Here is a 16,774-nt window from a genome sequence, read left to right on the forward strand (position 1 = left end):
TGTCGTTGAGATTAATGGGCGGTGATAAAAATTAATTTAGCATGATTATGATTCACCAAGATAAATAACCAGAAATAATTTGACATATCATCAAATTATTTCTGGTTAAAGTTTATAGAATGCTCGGCTATAAATATTATAATGGATGAGCATTCAATTGTCTAAAAAATAGCATAAATGATTTGCTAGGGCTTTTGCTAATATCGGAGGTACAGCATTGCCAATTTGCTGATATTGAGAGTCTTTAACTCCACAAAATACAAAACTATCAGGGAAAGTTTGCAAGCGAGCAGCCTCACGAATGCTCAACGCTCGATTATGAATGGGATGAATCCACATCGATTTTCTTACATTAACTACTGTCCCTGAAGGTTCATTATATTTTAACCGCAGATAAATTGTATTTTGAGTTCTCGAGCTGTCTGAATAGGTTGTCTTAAGATCTAGTGGTAAATCGTGAAAATTACAACCTTGTTGGATTACTTTAAATCGTTCTAAAGCATGTGGGGTTGTTTCTGTCGATACATGGTTATAAAGTGTATCCGAATCACGGAGCTGTTGACCTAATTCACTGATAGAGTTTTGTAGCATTGGAAGTTTAATACCAATACTACCCTCATTGACAGTAACTGCAGTTTGAATATTTTCAATATCCTTAATTGCATCCTCAACTGCTCTAAAATGATCTTCTGTAAAAGTACCCTCTGGCAAACTTATATTTTGGGCTATCTCTTTTTTAACACCCATAATGACAAAACGCATTCGCTTTTGCGGGGCTCCAAAATGAGCCGCTGACAAAACACCTTTTGTAATGTTATAACCACTATCTTCAGCGCCAAGGATTGACTCGATATAATCAACTACGGCCATAGATGTAACAACCGCAGTTAATCCATTGTTTATGGAGTATTCTTTCACTTCGATATTGTTATTGTGAATTTCCATGGCTTTAGAAAGCATTCTTTGAATCATAACAACTGGTTCAATTGTATTACATAAATGGATGGCGCTTTTATGAATTTGAGGATCACTGAAGTATTGAGTGATAACCATGCCAGCAAAATTATTATAATTAGTGATAGGGTCAGATGCACCCTCATCTTGCTTTTTAATAAGTTTCTCTGCGAGAACTAGTAATTTTTTTTTGTGTTTCTCAAGAGTCGTTTTTAACTTACTTTCGTTATTACGAGCTTTAAAGACAACATTGAAAGTGAAATAATCTTTTTCATTCCATAAATATTGCTCTAATGATTTTTTGTTGCTAACAATATCAATAACACCATCAAATAAAAATGGTTTATCAAGAAGTAAGATCTCAGCAGACTCCGTTTCTATGTGATATTTCTCTATTATATTTTTATCATTCTCATCTACATAAAAACGGTGAATTTTGGATTGAAGTTGGCTCACGTTTTCCATTACGAAAGCTTTAGGATTTAAATTAAGGACAGCCTGAACAAACTTTTTAACAAGTGAGTTATTTTGGCTGATAGCGTGATTTTTTTGGCGATTAGCGCTTGAAAATCCTTGACAAGGCGGCCCACCGATCACCACATCGACTTGCCCAAGCTCTTCTTTCATAGTATCTGCGAGCGCCTGCTCAACGTCACTATACATAGCAACATTGTCACCGTGGTTACGCTGGTAGGTCTGCCGAGCACTGGAGTTCAATTCGAAAGCTGCTTTTATCGAGAAACGTCCAGTTTGCAGAAAACCATAGCTAAGACCGCCGGCACCTGCGAACAAATCCACAATGTTATATTTCGATGCTGATTTAACTTGTTCGCTCATTATATGAGTCCATATTTTTTCAAAATTTTTGTAACTCTTTGAAACTTAAGGTTTGTCTTCTTTTCAATGCTCAAAAACCAAACTAGCGATTAGAGCAGGAAATCTTGCTACCTCATTTTTGCATTTTTTTTCTAGGTATTCAATATCATCCTAATGAACTCAGTATCACAAATTTCATTCGTTGCTTGATTTTGCCATTTCAATCTCTAAATATTGATCATTAGATTCAGTGAGATAATTTTCTATTTCATTTGGAAGTTTATAGGAAATACTCTGAACGCTTTTCCAGCAATCTTCACGTTTACACCACTGTGTTACATTTTCTACACTACGTGAAGGATCTGTAAGTTTAAAATAAACCTTTTCTGCTAACTCAGTTAATATTTCCTGGACAATATTAGGTACAGTCTGTCGTGTCCATATTGCAATTAAGTCTAGAGTTCGTGTATTATAATTATTTTTTATTAGTTTATGTAGAAAAGCAATTGTGTAAGTTATAATGTTTGCACGATATCCCTGTGAGTACCATGATTGATGCGGTATCATTCTTTCCATGTACTTAAACATTAATATCAATGCGACCGTTTCTTGAAAATATTTATTTCCTGACTGTAATGTATTTTTTTCATTACTCCATACTTTAGTCATTTTGTCAGCAAAGTCTGTGAAATTAGTCTGTGCACCACGACTGACAATATGTGGAAAACCAGACCAAGAATTTCGGACCTTTGAAAGATCAGTTTTAGTAATTAACTGACTTTTGGGATTCTGTAGAAGAAATTTTTTCTTGTCCGCTCGACTTAAGTGCATTTGTTTTTGAAAATATTGACCTCGCGCTCTCTCATAGAACCATTTTGTGTCATATTGAGAGCCATCAATGGCTTTTGCGTATAATTGTTGAGAACAACGTTCTATCCATATATGGAATGGGTGGGTTGAAAAGAAATCAGCATCGCTTACTTTATTTTGGCTATTAGAGGATCGTGATATGTCTTGAATGAGTAGAGTCGCATCTTCTTCAGGGATTTTTTCAATTACCGTCAGTTTCATCTGTACAAAAATCGCACTCAAGTCATACTTATCTTTATGTCTTGTATTTGAAAGGGAGGCTGTAGTTTGCCCTCCATTTATTATCTGAAAGTCACTCGCAGCTATGAGTCGCTGGCCATCAGCAGTTGACTCAATCGACACATTCATAGCAGTTGCTGAAATCCCATTATTATAAGCAAAGAATCTTTCAGGGGATTCAATAATAGTTGTTCGAATCTTTTTGTTAACAGCAACCTTAGTAGATAAAAAAGATCGGACATTACCTTCTAAAAGTAAACTGCCATATTCATCGTACACATCTGCTAATACTGAACCTGGAATTATACAGAGGTAACTTTTAAAATCTTTTGTAATTGTTTCACTTGCATCTAAACAAGGAATTCCGTTGAGAGTGTAATCTTTGAAATTAATTTCGACAATATGTCTTCCTGAATCAGATGCACATATCTTGAATAAGCGGTCAATATTCCATATTTGGCATTCAGTCAATACGTCATCTATTTTAGATGATTCTAAAGTGACGATATTTTTGTTAATGATAGAGTTTGAAAAGATCATAAACCTATATTTTCGCACCTCAATTTTTTTTTCCTTTATCAAGTCGATTAAGTCCCAGCAAGGCCTACTCATTTCTACACTACGTTGAAGACCAACGTTTCTTGCGTCTTGTACAAAATTTAGTAAACGATTATGCAATTGCTTTGCTTGAGTTTTTGATAAGGATTGTTCGCTTTCAGAACTATCATAATCAGCAATTATTAGATTCATTGTGTTATCGAATTCATCATATGCATAACCATCAACACGGAGTTTTCGATTATATTTTCCAGTCCCTTCAAAATAAGATGGTGTAAAATTGTGCAAGAAATCAGCCTCTTGCAAGTAATGAGCGAAAGTAGATACAAAAGACGCACATGACCCATCTCCTGTCACTGAAGCATTGACTTTCACTTCTTCCATAAAATCTTTGTTAAAATCCTTTGCATCCATTTTCTATACTTTTAACCATTTATTCAAAGATGGTAGATTTAGTTCATAGTTTGAAGAGACTATTTCATTTGGTACATTTTTTTTTATAAGCCTTGGGAATGATTCACTAACAAGATACCTTTGAGTTTTTGAAAAGTGGTATTTTGTCTCTGAGTATTCCTGCAGTTCTATATACCCATAAGAAACTAGCTTTTGTTGAAATATGTCGAGCGCTTCTGGATTAAAGGATAGTTTATCCTTTATTCGGTTTACTAATTCATTTAAAGAAACTGCATTAGGTTTATTTGGTGGCACTTTATCAATTCTCATTATCACAAGTTCCCCTAATTCATCGCAATCTAATTGCTCAAGTGATGAAATGGTGACATTTGATGATGAAATACCAATGCTCTTAATTTCGTACCATCCTTCAGAATAGATAAAATCTTGATCTGAACCTTCTGGACCTGACCATCCATTAATTGCATATAGAATAGAGGGACAACTATCCATATATTTTTCTAGGAAGAGTAGTTCACCTAATAATCCCTTGCGCATATGCTCATCCATTACTCCTTGTTTTTGTGATTCAAGCAATTTAGCCCATTGTTTATAACGTGCTATGACTAAACTTAGAGCCTCCTGTTCATCTGCAACAAAGGATGAGTAATTTATAATGTCACAACAAAGAATTGCAAAAACATCTTGTTGTTCATTGCGTAACAACTCAAATGTTAGTATCCAACGATTATCAACTTCTCTACGACGACGACTCACAAGTATAGACTTAGAGGACTCGATAGAATCGATATCCATATTACATAATAATAGTAAAGTCCTCTGGCTAATAGATTGATATCCAATATACCATTCTAGTGAATGTTGGATGTTTATCTGTAAAAAACCACCATCCTTGTAATCTATATCTTCCCATTGCTGACGAAGTACTTCAGGAGTTAAAGTCATTCTTCATTACCTTCATCTTCAATAAAATCATTATAACCACGAAGCTCAATGGGATTGACCATATAATTCGCTGTTTTCTCTTTACCATTAGCCGGTATTCCTATCCCCAAAGCAAAAAGATGGTCAGGGACTTTAATATTATCTTCAATCTGGCTCTTTTCTTTATCCACCTCTATTACATGAAGAATTAAAATAGGGTTTCGGGGTACACAAAGATACGCTTTATCAGGAACATGATGTGCTTTTGGATTGTCCATTTTGAATTTGGTCTCAGCGGCCTTCTTTTGTTCTTCGTTTAAACCAACCTTTGTAGCACCACCTGCCCCTACTCGCACTTTAGTTCCGCTAATGCAAATTTGAGAGCCAGAAGCCTTAACAGTACGAATTTCAGGCGCAATTTCAATTTGCCCATTATCGCAATCGAGTGTATATAATTTATTTCCACTCCCTTGTGCTATATAAACATCCCAAGAATCTAAGCTTGAATCATCTCTTATAAAGTCAGCAAGTGCTGCTCCTTGAAAGTTTAGTTGCCAAGGATGTGTTTTAAAATCTCGCAGTAATTGTTCTATTTCGTCTTTGTGAACATTTTCCCAGAAGAGTTTCTCAAATCTTTGTTCAGCTTTCACTCCAACATCGGATAGTCGATTAACAAAATCTATAAAAGCTTCTTCATTATATGTTAAGGTTTTAGTGTCGGATTTTAGACGTGGGGTCTCAAGTAGTCGCCCTGAAACTGTTATGGGGCGCTTAACAAATGTTGCAGCCCTCATTTTGTTTTTTGCTGTAACGATTAGAGACGCAGGATCTTGGCGAACCTTCAAACCAAAATCCATCGGAGTGAGGTTTGCATTTTTCATGCGCGCAACTTCAAGTTTAAGTTCTTCAGCGGCTGCGGTAATGTACCCATACCAGTCAATTGCTTCTGAACTAATCCAAATCTTAAATAAATCGTCATAATTAGGACGATAACCAAACCATCTACCCATTTGAAGTAATGTATCATACATGTTAGAACGGCGGTAAAAATAACTAACACATAGCCCCTCAAGTGTTAGCCCCCTGGATAAACTGTTGCCGCCTACAGCTATAACTCGCAATCCATCTTCTTTATGATTAAAATAATCAAGGCTCGTTGACCCACTTTTCTGGTTTACCGCTCTTACATTGATTGGAGCAACAGATTTATAAAGGTGCTGTGTCAAGAATTGATGCCATGGCATTGGATTCTGTAACTTGCCTGCTTTACTAGAAAGTTCGTGTTTTTCCCAAACAGCTTTTAAATAAGCAATACTTGAAATCTTTTCACTTTCACTTTCCGATAAACTAGCATAATTTTGTAAATCCGAACGAACCCTAATTATCCATTCACCAGCTAAATCTCTAATTTGGTCTTGAACATTGGTAAAACGGCTAGTATGTATCATCATTGAGTGATGAGAATTTGCATCCCCCCTGATATTCCGAATGCCTGTAGCCAGTAAAAAGTAAGCCATTGCTTCTATCATGCTGGGTGGCAACTCTGTAACTGCATGTTCTTTCTTATGATTGAATGGGAAAAAAGCATCCATTTCTTTAGCATAGATTGATTTAAGTGCATCCTTATATTTTGCGGGTGATTGTTCGTCACCTCCAAATATATCTTCAGCACCAATATAATTAGTAGGCGGTGAAAGTGTATAAATAAAATCACGTGGAAATAAATCATCGCCAGTCATCTCATCTACACTATCAGGATTGATAAAAATATTTGCATAAGGAGTTGCCGTAATGCCGAGATAAGATGCTTGTCGGAATAATTGTAGCAGGCCGCGTATTGCTTTATTTATAGCAGTTGGATCTTTTTCCGGGTCATTTGTATTTACAGATGCATTATCTGCTTCATCATCAATTAATAATAAAGACTTATAGATTAAACCTTTTGCATCAGCATTATTACTTTTTAACCATCTGATAAGATTGTTGAGTATGCTTTTATTTTTTTTGATGACAAAAATGACGGTGTTATTTACACCTTTTAATGAAAGACTTAACTGACGTAATATATTTTTATCAAAATCTTTTACAACCGAAGTAAATGACTCTATTCTTTTTTCGTGTCCATACTTACCGACCCCCACAGGAATGTTCTCAATATCTCCTTTTGGATTTAAAAAATATTCACTCTTCCTTCCTGAGAATTCAGCATCAAGACGTTCCTGTGTTTGCTGACGAAGATTCTCCATTGTACCTGCAAGGATAATTATTACATTATATCCAGTGTCAGCTGCTTTATTACAAATAGCTGTATAGTTTGCTGTTTTTCCTGATTGTACATCTCCTAAGACCAAACCTCTTCTTTGAAAAGAATCACTGCTTTTAGGATCACCAAGTAAATCCACAATTTCATCAGATACACGGTCTAAGCTACCAGTTACACGAGAGTTCCAACCTTTAACTTCTTCCAGATACATTTTGTATCGCTTCCAGAAGTAAAAATCTAAATCAGCACGCCTAGCGGGTAGCCATGATTTATGTTGATGTTTATTATCTGTAATAAAAACACCTAGGTCCATTTTTACGACAACTTTTTCTTTTAATCTTCGCTTAATCTTGTCGAATTCATCATCCGTTACAGGGTAAAGAGGCTCAAGCAGTTGTCGTATTTTTCCGGATATATCATCGAATTGAATTTCAGTCGGTGGATACTCTGGGTATTCTTTATTTGTACTGGAAGATATCATACCTTCCAGTTGCTCCATGTTAGTTGCAACCATTTAAGTACTCTCCTTTATAGCGAGCAATTATCTGTGGGTAATTTATAAAAGGATCTGTAATTGCTAACTGCTCTAGCATTTCATTTTTCACACTTTTTGTAGAAAATTGATCAAGTAATCCTCTTAATATCGAATCAATTTCTACATCAGTTATTTCGATATCATTCTTAATTTGTTTTTCAGATGTTAAATCGAGATATAGTTGATTGAAGGGTATTCCTGCTTCAATCAATTTGAGTAGACTTTCCATATTTCCTTTCAACTTCGGTGATGAATTAATCAACGCTTTTATCAGAACGTGATCGCGGTTTATTTGATAATAAAAACCACCGCTTTTCCCTATAAATCGTTGCCAAATATGTTCAATCGAGTCATCCATTTCGCGTTTGCCACGAAATTCCCAGGTCCTTTTACTTTTCTCTGCAAGACTTTGTATGATTGGAGCAAGATTGTTACGAACTATTTCTGGCGGAATTGCTGTTGATTTCTTTATATCTAGTGTCCAAAGAGTATCTAACTCATTCGGAATATCAATTTGAACTCTAGCTAGTTTAGAGCATTCTCCCTGACGCATCATTCGAAACCAAGTTCCCCAAATCAGCAATCTTTTATTTCTATACACATAAAAACCTTGGCTTTTTCTGAGACCTTCTTTACCCCCAAGCAATTCTACTTCATGATTAGTTAAATCAGAGATATGTGGTAGTATATATGGACGAATAACAATTTTTGAGCCTTCACAAAGTATGGACTCATCAGACATGACTTGCGTGTTTCGTTGGGATAGAAATGGATCTGCAGGACTGATAGGCGTGTTGTTCATTCTTATCTGTAGTTTTTTCAGATTTGGCTCCCCACTGATATAACGGTGAAAAACCAATGATAGATGTTTGCGCATGTCATCCATTTTTTTTCCCATAGAACGTTCAAAATCAAGCTCTCCAACTTTAAGTCGGTCAAGATTTTGCCATACAATGAGAGTTCCATATTCTTTTTCTTTCAACTTCTCAATACGTGGGATTTTATTTATTTCTTCATCCGACTCAAGGATGATAAGGGACCAGTCTTGAGTTTTGATTACATGATCAATATCCCAACGCCTTGCTTCAATACACTTTCTTTGCTTGCTGACTACAGTTAGTGTTCGACACTGCGAAAGTGATGCTGTTTTTAAACCAAGTCCAAAGCGGCCTAAATCATTTGCAGTTCGTTTAGAATTTGGATTTTGACTGCCATAACGCATTGCGATGTCAATTTCTTCCGCATTCATTCCATAACCATCGTCCAATATGGCTATATAGGAATTCCCGGTAGGGAAGAAGAAAATATCAGTGCACGAAGCCTGAGCTGTGATACTATTATCAATAATATCGGCTATTGCTGCTTCTAATGTATAACCAATTGCACGAGTTGACTCTATCAAAGTCGGTGCATACGGTGGCAATGATATACACTTCATGCAAAGTCCTTGTATAGGATTGAAAAGTAGTATTTTTTCTGATAAGAAAGCATTTTGCAAATATAAATACTGATTTTTTGATGAAAGCTACATCAGTGTTAGTGTGGTGGTTGTGAACACACAGCTATCGCTCATTGCCCTTGAGCTGAATAGAGGCTCGGTGGTGTATCCTGACTATACTGTCAGCCTTGATGCGATTAATACAGGCTGGGCAGTGAGCGGTCCTGAAGATCGAGAGGCAGTCAAGGAACTGAACAAGATTGCCATCAGCTCGTCAGACGTAGCCAATGCAGTCATTTATGCACTAAACCAGCCTGCAAAGGTTACCGTTAATGACCCGAGCATTTCCCCTACTCAACAGAACAGTTAGTTCGGCTAAAGGACGCTTAAACCATGCCTTGGCTTATTGGGCATGTTTTTTATATTTGCCCCATATACAATCCCTCCCGCGCTCCCTGCGGGGTTACTACTGCTAGTCGAAAAGTGGATCTTACGTCCGCTCTCTGCTCAGAGGGCCCCCCTCGTTACTTCAGACAGTCCGCTTTGTGCCAGGAGCGGACGCTAATGAGAACAATCTGTGGTAATCAACGGGGTGTAGGTCAATTAGACTGGACTAACCCTGCCTCGGTAGATGATCCTGCCCTAAAGTTGGAGCATGTATTTCTCCCCGAAGCATTAATCAGATTGGCGGCGAACCTCGATTTCAACAATGTGGCGAGGTGTTCGCCCAAGCCGAGGAACGCCGTTGGCGACGGCGATGATGTCCTCATGCTCGTCGCCAGCCCACAGGCCAACAAGCTCGTGCAGAAAAAAATCCGCGTAGGAGCAGCTGGCGTCCCGCACCTGCATCGCCGAAACTGAGGTTTTGCTCGTGTGCAGCTGGGTCAAATTCCTAACGAGCCGAGCTGGGGCAACCCAGAGAACCGGGCGAGGCGAGGCCGGAGTCGCGAACAGATAGTAGGTGTGTTCTGACTGCTTGAGTATGTCCTCGCACTGCTTCAGGTCGATGCCAACCCTTGAACTGAACCCCCGCCCCGAATCAGTGCCTCTGCGCTTTTTCACCTGCATAAGGGTCGCACGCTGAATCACTGTTTCCCCCTTTTCCACGATACGGCTCAGGAACAGCACGTCTGCCCCCAGCGGAGCACCGGCTGGTGTGTTCGCCCCTTCCTCCCGCTTGCTGGGTTGACGCACCTTCACTGTCAGGCTCGGATACCTCGCCCGCGTCGTAACTGAGAGCTGGCGCAACTGGCTGCTTACGTTGCCAATCGCCTCCTTCGTCAGAGTCAGGAGGCGCGCCGTATGGGCCTCCTCGTCCTCTCCCCAGGTCTCCGAATATTCGCGACAAAATTCTTCCTCAATCTGGCTAAGCGCCCTATAGATTACTTGCTCCACGGAAGGGTCGCTCAGCCAAGTTTGGGCTCCTACGCTAGGCAACTCAGTGGCTCCCTCGCCCCGGCCTACCGGTCCCCCTAGGTCCAGTGAACCCTGCTTGGACCGCAGTAGTCCCTTGCACCTCAGTTGCAGTTGCCTTACATCAGTGCCGACAAGCCGATTCGCAAACGCCAGATGTTCCTCGTCATCCATCAATCGCAAAAGCACTGGCTCGACTTCGGCGAATGCCGTCTGCTCGAGCCGAAGGCAAGCAAAATTGAGGAGCCCCTGGGCTAATTCAGGTTCCTCATTCACCTGATCGAACAGATCCTGTCGCCAGGCCTCACGGGCGGCCGGGCCTAGTTGTGTCCACAGCGTTTCTTGCCCCCTCTCCAGAGATGGCAATTCTCTGAGGCTGGCAGCGACGCTTTGCTGGCTAGACAGCGCTGGGTCTCCAAACTCGTGCCAAGCCGCCGCAAGCGCGAGGTCTGAGGGTATGGTATCCACGTACAATGTAGCAAGCCTCGAGAAGGCTTTGGCACTCCTTGATATTGTCTTTCTTCTCTTTCTGCGAACGGATGTTCCAGCGCAGGAACAGATTACGTACATCCTCCGGAAATATCGTGCGGCAATGTTGGATTAGTTCAGGAAAGACTGACGGATCTGCTCGTTCAAAAACCTGTTCGCAAGCCCACCGGGAGGTCTGCACTGTCGGCGAATTCGCAAGAAGACGAGCTCAAGCCTTCTGTCCCTTGGATAGCCCGACGACATGCCGATATGTTTTTCTAGGTAGCCGCATACACGCTGCCAATGCTGCTGGACCAGTTGCTCGAAAGCCCAATTATTCGCCCCCTGATGAGGGTTGACCTGCTCCCCGTTGATTAATACACCGTGATGTTAGTAATGTCTTCATAAGCCACATGAGGACATGCCCATGAAGAAGCGTTTTTCCGACGAACAGATCATCAGTATCCTCCGCGAGGCTGAAGCCGGGGTTTCTGCCCGTGAGCTCTGCCGTAAGCACGCCATTTCCGACGCCACCTTTTACACCTGGCGTAAGAAGTATGGCGGTATGGAGGTGCCCGAGGTTAAGCGCCTGAAGTCGCTTGAGGAAGAGAACGCCAGGCTCAAGAAGCTGCTTGCCGAAGCTATGCTGGATAAGGAGGCGCTTCAGGTGGCTCTGGGGCGAAAGTACTGACGACAGGGCAGAAGCGTGAAGCCGTGGTGTTGATGTGTGATGCGACCGGTTTGTCGCAACGTCGTGCCTGCAGACTTACAGGTTTGTCCCTGTCGACCTGCCGTTATGATGCTCAGCGTCCGGCTACTGATGCACATTTATCAGGGCGTATTACTGAGCTGGCGCTTGAACGCAGACGTTTTGGTTATCGGCGCATCTGGCAGTTGCTGCGTAGGGAGGGCCTTCACGTCAATCACAAGCGGGTATACCGTATTTACCACCTTAATGGACTGAGCGTAAAACGCAGACGACGCCGTAAAGGGCTTGCGATCGAACGGTTTCCGCTTCTGCGCCCGGATGCGCCGAACCTTATATGGTCGATGGATTTCGTTATGGACGCACTGGCCAACGGTCGCAGGATCAAATGCCTGACCTGTGTGGATGATTTCACGAAGGAGTGTCTGACGATCACCGCTGCTTTCGGTATTTCAGGCGTTCAGGTCACGCGTATTCTGGACAGCATCGCGCTATTTCGGGGCTATCCGTCGACAATAAGAACCGATCAGGGCCCGGAATTTACCTGCCGTGCGCTCGATCAATGGGCCTTTGAGTATGGTGTGGAACTACGGCTTATCCAGCCAGGTAAGCCAACGCAGAACGGATTTATTGAGAGTTTTAACGGACGCTTTCGCGATGAGTGTCTGAATGAACACTGGTTCAGCGATATTCTTCATGCCCGGAAAACGATTAATGACTGGCGGCAGGATTATAACGAGTGTCGGCCACATTCGGCACTGAATTATCAGACGCCATCAGAGTTTGCAGCACGGTGGCGAAATGGAAAATGTGAAGGTAAACAAACCGACATTACTAACTGACGGTTGTAGCTAATACTGGGGGCAAGTCAATGAAAGCGTCATTCAGGAACATATCGAGGCCGGTATTACGCTCATTGATGCCGTTAATTTCTTGGTGGAAAAGTACGAGTTGGCTCGTATCGACCGCAGGGTGTTTGGCTGGTTGGAACCATCTCCATACTTGCGAGCTGTAGACATTCTGCGAATGCGTCGGACATGGGGCTGTTGCGAGGCTGCAATCACACTGCAGCAATGTGAAACTTGCGGGCATTCTCCCGATAGTTAAAACATCCCTAGCTGAAATGATGCTACCCAGTATAATCGCTGCATCATCTTTGAGTGGATTCAGATACTTTGTTATTCGCTGATTTTCAAAAGAAAGTAGTTGAGTATACAACTGAGTATACATATGCAACTCATTGATTATTAATCACTTAAAATTCAGTTGATTAATGTTGAAATTCGAGTCCGGCCTTCGCTCAAATGATGGCCGCCGAAAAATGTTTCTTGCGCCCCAAATCGGTCTTTCGTAACTACCCATTCTGATAATGCTCATTTAGCAACATTGGATCTGTAGTAATGATATGTAAGCCTAATTTCCAATGAAGATATTCTCTCTATGAAAAGCAAGATGAGCTTTATCTGGAGAATGATTTATAGGCGTGCTAATTATTTCACCCTCATATTTCTCGAAGTTTTCCACATAGATACTACTTTTCAACTGTTTGATTTTATTTGACAGAACCAGTTTCAAGTCTTCATCGAAAGTGATTAGCCCACGGTCAAAAGCTTTGTCGTGCAAACTGGACAGACACAATCCGTTACTAAGGTTAAGGCGTTGTTCGATTGAGTGGCTCCAAGGCAGGATATGGCTAGCAACGAGTAATGCTGGTTCTTCTAATCCGGTGATGCAGCAGCGATATTCGTACGCTTCCAACACATTCTTGCGGAACAGGTTTTGGTCTACACGTGTTTTGACTGTAGATAACTTATCTCTGCCACTGAAATCTTTTGGCTCTTCATCAAACTCAGGTGCGTCTGGTTTCTCCAAGTGTTCCATTGCCGTTTGGCATTGCTGATTGAACAAATCCATATCTTGGCTCATTTCTTTCCACAGCTCGCGATCGGCCTTGGAGGCCCCTTTCAAACCGCTGCGACCAGATTCGATGATGTACGGATCCAAGCTAGCTAAGTTAACCAGCTTCATTGCGAGTGCTGACGGCGTGCGTCCGATCAATTTTGCATAGTGGATTATTTCGGGATTTCTCGAATGAAGTTTGCCGAACGGAATCTGACTATACAGAGTGAAAGCGAGTAGTAATTCTTCCCTAGTCCAAAGTTTTGCGGCAGCCATGCATCAATATCCAGCAGTTAACTCATCGATTTACCGAATGCGTTAACTATGCCAGGTAGGGAAGGAAATGCCTACCTTGATGAATGCTTTTGTTGTTATATGTCAGTCAGATCTATTGGAAATCCTGAATGGGAAGGGCGACGAGTGCAGGCATCGCCCTGATTGTCGCTTACGTTAGCCGCAGGCCTCCATCTCCCGCAACGCCCGCCCATAAAGGTTACACAGCGCAGGAACCAGATGTGCCGTGGCGTTGAGATAGCGATTCAGCTGTTCCCAGTCTTCAGTGTCCAGTTGTAGGTGCTTTTGCAGTAAATGGCCGAACAGCATCAGGCCGTGGCACAGACCTTCCGCTTGCTCAGCAGAGAGGGCGGCCAGGTCTAAAAGTTCTGAAGGGTTAAAAGCGCTGAGATCGAGGTGGTTAAACAGTTGGCGGTAGAGGGTTAGGGTGTTGGGGATGGTTTCAGAAGCGTTGGGTAAGTTTGTGTTTTCCATATCGGCTATTTCCATTGGGAGAGAAATACCGCTACCAGAAGAGACGCTAAACTCGGGTGGTAGCTCGAACGGCGTTAGCGTACCGGCCCCAACGGATACCGGCCTTCCCGGAGGAAGCACCGCCCGAGCCACCATTGTTTGGGTGTGCATCGGCATGCTCGAATTTATACCATATTCGAACAGGGTTGGGGGATTCGGAACGCTAACTCCGGCTGCGGATTTTGCCGCAGCAGAAAAACTATAGCGTTATCAGCAAAGGGAAAAAATAAGCTGTATGGAATTACAGTTTGTTTGCTTTCAGCATTGGAATACAGATCGCAGTTATTTATGGTGCTCTTTTATATTTGTAATGTTGCCTATATATAGCGAATATAATTCATATCATTCCATTCCCTAAATGAATGTTATGCACAGTAATCCTCTAATCGCACTGCGAAGCGTTAACCGTTCCAGTATTTATCCTTTCTAGAGCTTATGTTAATCATACGGCTTTGCTAATTCACGGATGAACGAACATGGCGAATGAAGATGAGTTGCGCATTGCCCTGTCGCCGGTGCAGCTTGCGGCGGTGCTGTCTGATGTAAGCGTCACTGAAGGTGAAACGTTCAGTAACCGTCTGCTTGGCGGTTTGGGGCTTGCCGGCGGTGTCGTTGAGCTGATGGGGGCTGGGGTATTGTGCTATGCGCCGGATCCGACGTTTATCACCAAAGTCGGGTGTGTGGTGGTGGGAACGCATAGCCTGGACAGCATCAAGGCCGCTTCCAATCAGATGATTACCGGGCATCCAACGACGACTGACACTTATCAGTCTGCCGTTTTATTGGCGCAAACACTGGGTGCCGATCGAGAAACGGCCTATAACGTCGGTTTAACGGTCGATACTGCAGTGCCTTTTGTCTTTGCCGGAGCGGTTGGCGCAGCCCGAGTCGCATCCGTGCGCATGGGGCGGGTTAAGCTGGTTGAGCATGAGTCCCCTACGGGGATGAAACCGGGTGGGCATACCATTAAACGCCATGTTGGGGTGACGAAAGAGCAACTGTTAGAGCGTTTAAAAAATCCACGAGTGAACAAGGCCTCTTCGTTTAAATCATTAGGGGACGCGGAGGTCGCCGTCAGCTCGGCGTTAAAAGCAAATAAAGAGTGGATAAAACTGTGGGCCACGAATCCTGCGGGAAGGCCAAATCTTGAATTGACCCATATTATGTCCAGCGATATTGGTTATGGCCTGAGTAAAAATTCAACGCAATTAGTGAGAACATCACGATTAAAGGTCGTGTTGCACTATCAGCAGTTTCAAGGTAAACCCTACTTCATACTGACAGCGTTTCCCGACTTTTGAGGTAATGATGAGATTGCACGGAGACTTCAGCGAACTCAGTAAGTTATTCAGTATTTACTTTGGTCAGGATTATGATCTGTTTACTGATGCCGAAACGGCCGAGGGGGTGATTGACGGCTTCCTGGAGCAAAACGGCAGTCAAGTCATCCGTGATATTCTCGAGGAGACTAAAGAGTTTCAGGCTACTTATGCAGGGCGTATAGACGAAGGCATGGCGGAGCATTTTTCAGATGAGTTTGTGCCAGAGAGCTGGGGTACTACAGCGGTAGCGTTCTTTGCCATGTTGCAACGAAAAGCAGAGCAAAAGCTAGGCAGCTTTAATTAACGCAGTGGATGCCGGGTTATTCGAGCCTGGATCTCGGCCTGGTGTTGTGATTGAACGCACACGCTGTAGTGGCAAACCTGACTTTATCCTTAGCGCCTTCCCTGCGAGATAAGCTGATGAAAACCAGCGAACTTGATAACCTGATCGTCGTTTATTTTGGTCAAGATTATGACCTGATAAATGCAGACGGTGATATTACTGCGCTGCTCGCAGAGTACATTCGTCTGGCGCCTCATCAGCAGCGCGAGGCTTTGGTCAATGAGATAGATGCGTTATTGGCGCAGGATAATGTGGGGTCATTGTTCAGACAACGTTTCGGCTTTACCTTCAGCCCGGAGCTATGGGGTACAACGGTTCCCGCGTTTTTGCAGCAGGTGCGTAGTGCCCTCGCGAAGTCATTGACGCATACCAAATGAAGTCCCAGCGTTTGAGGTAATCATGAAACGGATTTTCCCCCTCGCATTCCCCTTCCTGCTCGCCGGCTGTCCGTCGATAGGCGAACGTATCCCCGTAGACTATCCCGCTACCGCCGGCCTGCGTGAGGGCAAAGTATGCATCACCGTTCAGCCGCAGGGGGACGAAAAGCTCGCGGGCATCTCGATCTACCGATTGGATGAGGCGCAGAGCCGCACATTCAAATTCTTCGATCCGCTGCGGGATGTCGCCCCCAATCAGTGCGTTCCTGATGAGGGCTACGTATTTACGCCGGGGCAGCAATACCATTTCTCCACGAAGCTGGTCTCCCTCAAGAAACGGCAGGCGGGCGAGTTTCCCTCTGCGCGTGAATTCGTCGCCGAATTCGTTGTGCAGCAGGAAGGTAATCAACTCAGGTTGGAAGCCCTCCGCACCCCGCGCTAACCCCCC

General features: G+C 42.7%; 13 protein-coding genes and 1 pseudogene. 6 read left to right on the plus strand and 8 right to left on the minus strand.

Annotated elements, in window-relative coordinates; translation table 11 throughout:
* Positions 1-153 precede the first annotated feature (153 nt).
* From SSARUM2_RS02190 to SSARUM2_RS02215, 6 genes are all read right to left on the minus strand, one after another.
* On the minus strand, positions 154-1,791 hold the full coding sequence (locus SSARUM2_RS02190) for a DNA cytosine methyltransferase (RefSeq protein ID WP_060452819.1): 1,638 nt from the start codon (positions 1,789-1,791) through the stop codon (positions 154-156).
* A gap of 174 nt (positions 1,792-1,965) precedes the next feature.
* The gene (locus SSARUM2_RS02195) at positions 1,966-3,831 is read right to left on the minus strand and encodes an AIPR family protein (protein WP_080437564.1); all 1,866 of its coding nucleotides are present in this window, start codon (positions 3,829-3,831) and stop codon (positions 1,966-1,968) included.
* A gap of 3 nt (positions 3,832-3,834) precedes the next feature.
* A complete protein-coding gene (locus SSARUM2_RS02200) occupies positions 3,835-4,776 on the minus strand; it encodes a PD-(D/E)XK motif protein (RefSeq protein WP_072270135.1) in 942 nt (313 codons plus the stop codon).
* A complete protein-coding gene (locus SSARUM2_RS02205; RefSeq protein ID WP_072270134.1) occupies positions 4,773-7,532 on the minus strand; it encodes a Z1 domain-containing protein in 2,760 nt (919 codons plus the stop codon). The genes SSARUM2_RS02200 and SSARUM2_RS02205 overlap by 4 nt, the downstream gene beginning before the upstream one ends.
* Entirely contained in the window at positions 7,519-8,991 is a 1,473-nt protein-coding gene (locus SSARUM2_RS02210) for an ATP-binding protein (protein ID WP_072270133.1), read from the minus strand. Before SSARUM2_RS02210 ends, SSARUM2_RS02205 begins: the two co-directional genes overlap by 14 nt.
* 675 nt (positions 8,992-9,666) lie before the next feature.
* A complete protein-coding gene (locus SSARUM2_RS02215; protein ID WP_225369138.1) occupies positions 9,667-10,386 on the minus strand; it encodes a hypothetical protein in 720 nt (239 codons plus the stop codon).
* 913 nt (positions 10,387-11,299) lie between these two features.
* On the opposite strand from SSARUM2_RS02215, the gene SSARUM2_RS02220 reads away from it, so the two are divergent.
* Together SSARUM2_RS02220 and SSARUM2_RS02225 are read left to right on the plus strand one after the other, a co-directional pair.
* Positions 11,300-12,420, plus strand: a protein-coding gene (locus tag SSARUM2_RS02220) for an IS3 family transposase (RefSeq protein WP_120150909.1) whose coding sequence is annotated in 2 segments (ribosomal slippage) — positions 11,300-11,558 and positions 11,558-12,420 — 1,122 coding nt in all. Because the reading frame shifts where the segments join, the coding sequence is not laid out codon by codon here.
* 28 nt (positions 12,421-12,448) lie between these two features.
* Positions 12,449-12,657, plus strand: a pseudogene (locus SSARUM2_RS02225) (TA system toxin CbtA family protein); the annotation flags it as partial.
* 334 nt (positions 12,658-12,991) lie between these two features.
* Here SSARUM2_RS02225 and SSARUM2_RS02230 read toward each other — a convergent pair.
* Complete coding sequence (locus SSARUM2_RS02230) at positions 12,992-13,753, minus strand: HNH endonuclease (protein ID WP_060452812.1); 762 nt, start codon at positions 13,751-13,753, stop codon at positions 12,992-12,994.
* Between the two features lie 174 nt (positions 13,754-13,927).
* Positions 13,928-14,245: a hypothetical protein gene (locus tag SSARUM2_RS02235; protein ID WP_060452811.1), complete on the minus strand. Its 318-nt coding sequence runs from the start codon at positions 14,243-14,245 to the stop codon at positions 13,928-13,930.
* A 515-nt stretch (positions 14,246-14,760) separates the two neighbouring features.
* Here SSARUM2_RS02235 and SSARUM2_RS02240 point away from each other — a divergent pair.
* From SSARUM2_RS02240 to SSARUM2_RS02255, 4 genes are all read left to right on the plus strand, one after another.
* Positions 14,761-15,585: an RNase A-like domain-containing protein gene (locus SSARUM2_RS02240; RefSeq protein ID WP_060452810.1), complete on the plus strand. Its 825-nt coding sequence runs from the start codon at positions 14,761-14,763 to the stop codon at positions 15,583-15,585.
* Between the two features lie 4 nt (positions 15,586-15,589).
* Positions 15,590-15,910 (plus strand): contact-dependent growth inhibition system immunity protein, encoded by a 321-nt coding sequence (locus SSARUM2_RS02245; protein WP_120150910.1) that lies wholly within the window; start codon positions 15,590-15,592, stop codon positions 15,908-15,910.
* A gap of 116 nt (positions 15,911-16,026) precedes the next feature.
* Entirely contained in the window at positions 16,027-16,326 is a 300-nt protein-coding gene (locus SSARUM2_RS02250) for a contact-dependent growth inhibition system immunity protein (protein WP_060452809.1), read from the plus strand.
* Positions 16,327-16,348: 22 nt separating this feature from the next.
* Positions 16,349-16,768: a putative T6SS immunity periplasmic lipoprotein gene (locus SSARUM2_RS02255; protein ID WP_060419570.1), complete on the plus strand. Its 420-nt coding sequence runs from the start codon at positions 16,349-16,351 to the stop codon at positions 16,766-16,768.
* The last annotated feature ends 6 nt before the right edge of the window (positions 16,769-16,774 follow it).

It is taken from the genome of Serratia sp. K-E0102, from assembly GCF_029962625.1.
GTDB lineage: Bacteria > Pseudomonadota > Gammaproteobacteria > Enterobacterales > Enterobacteriaceae > Serratia > Serratia sarumanii.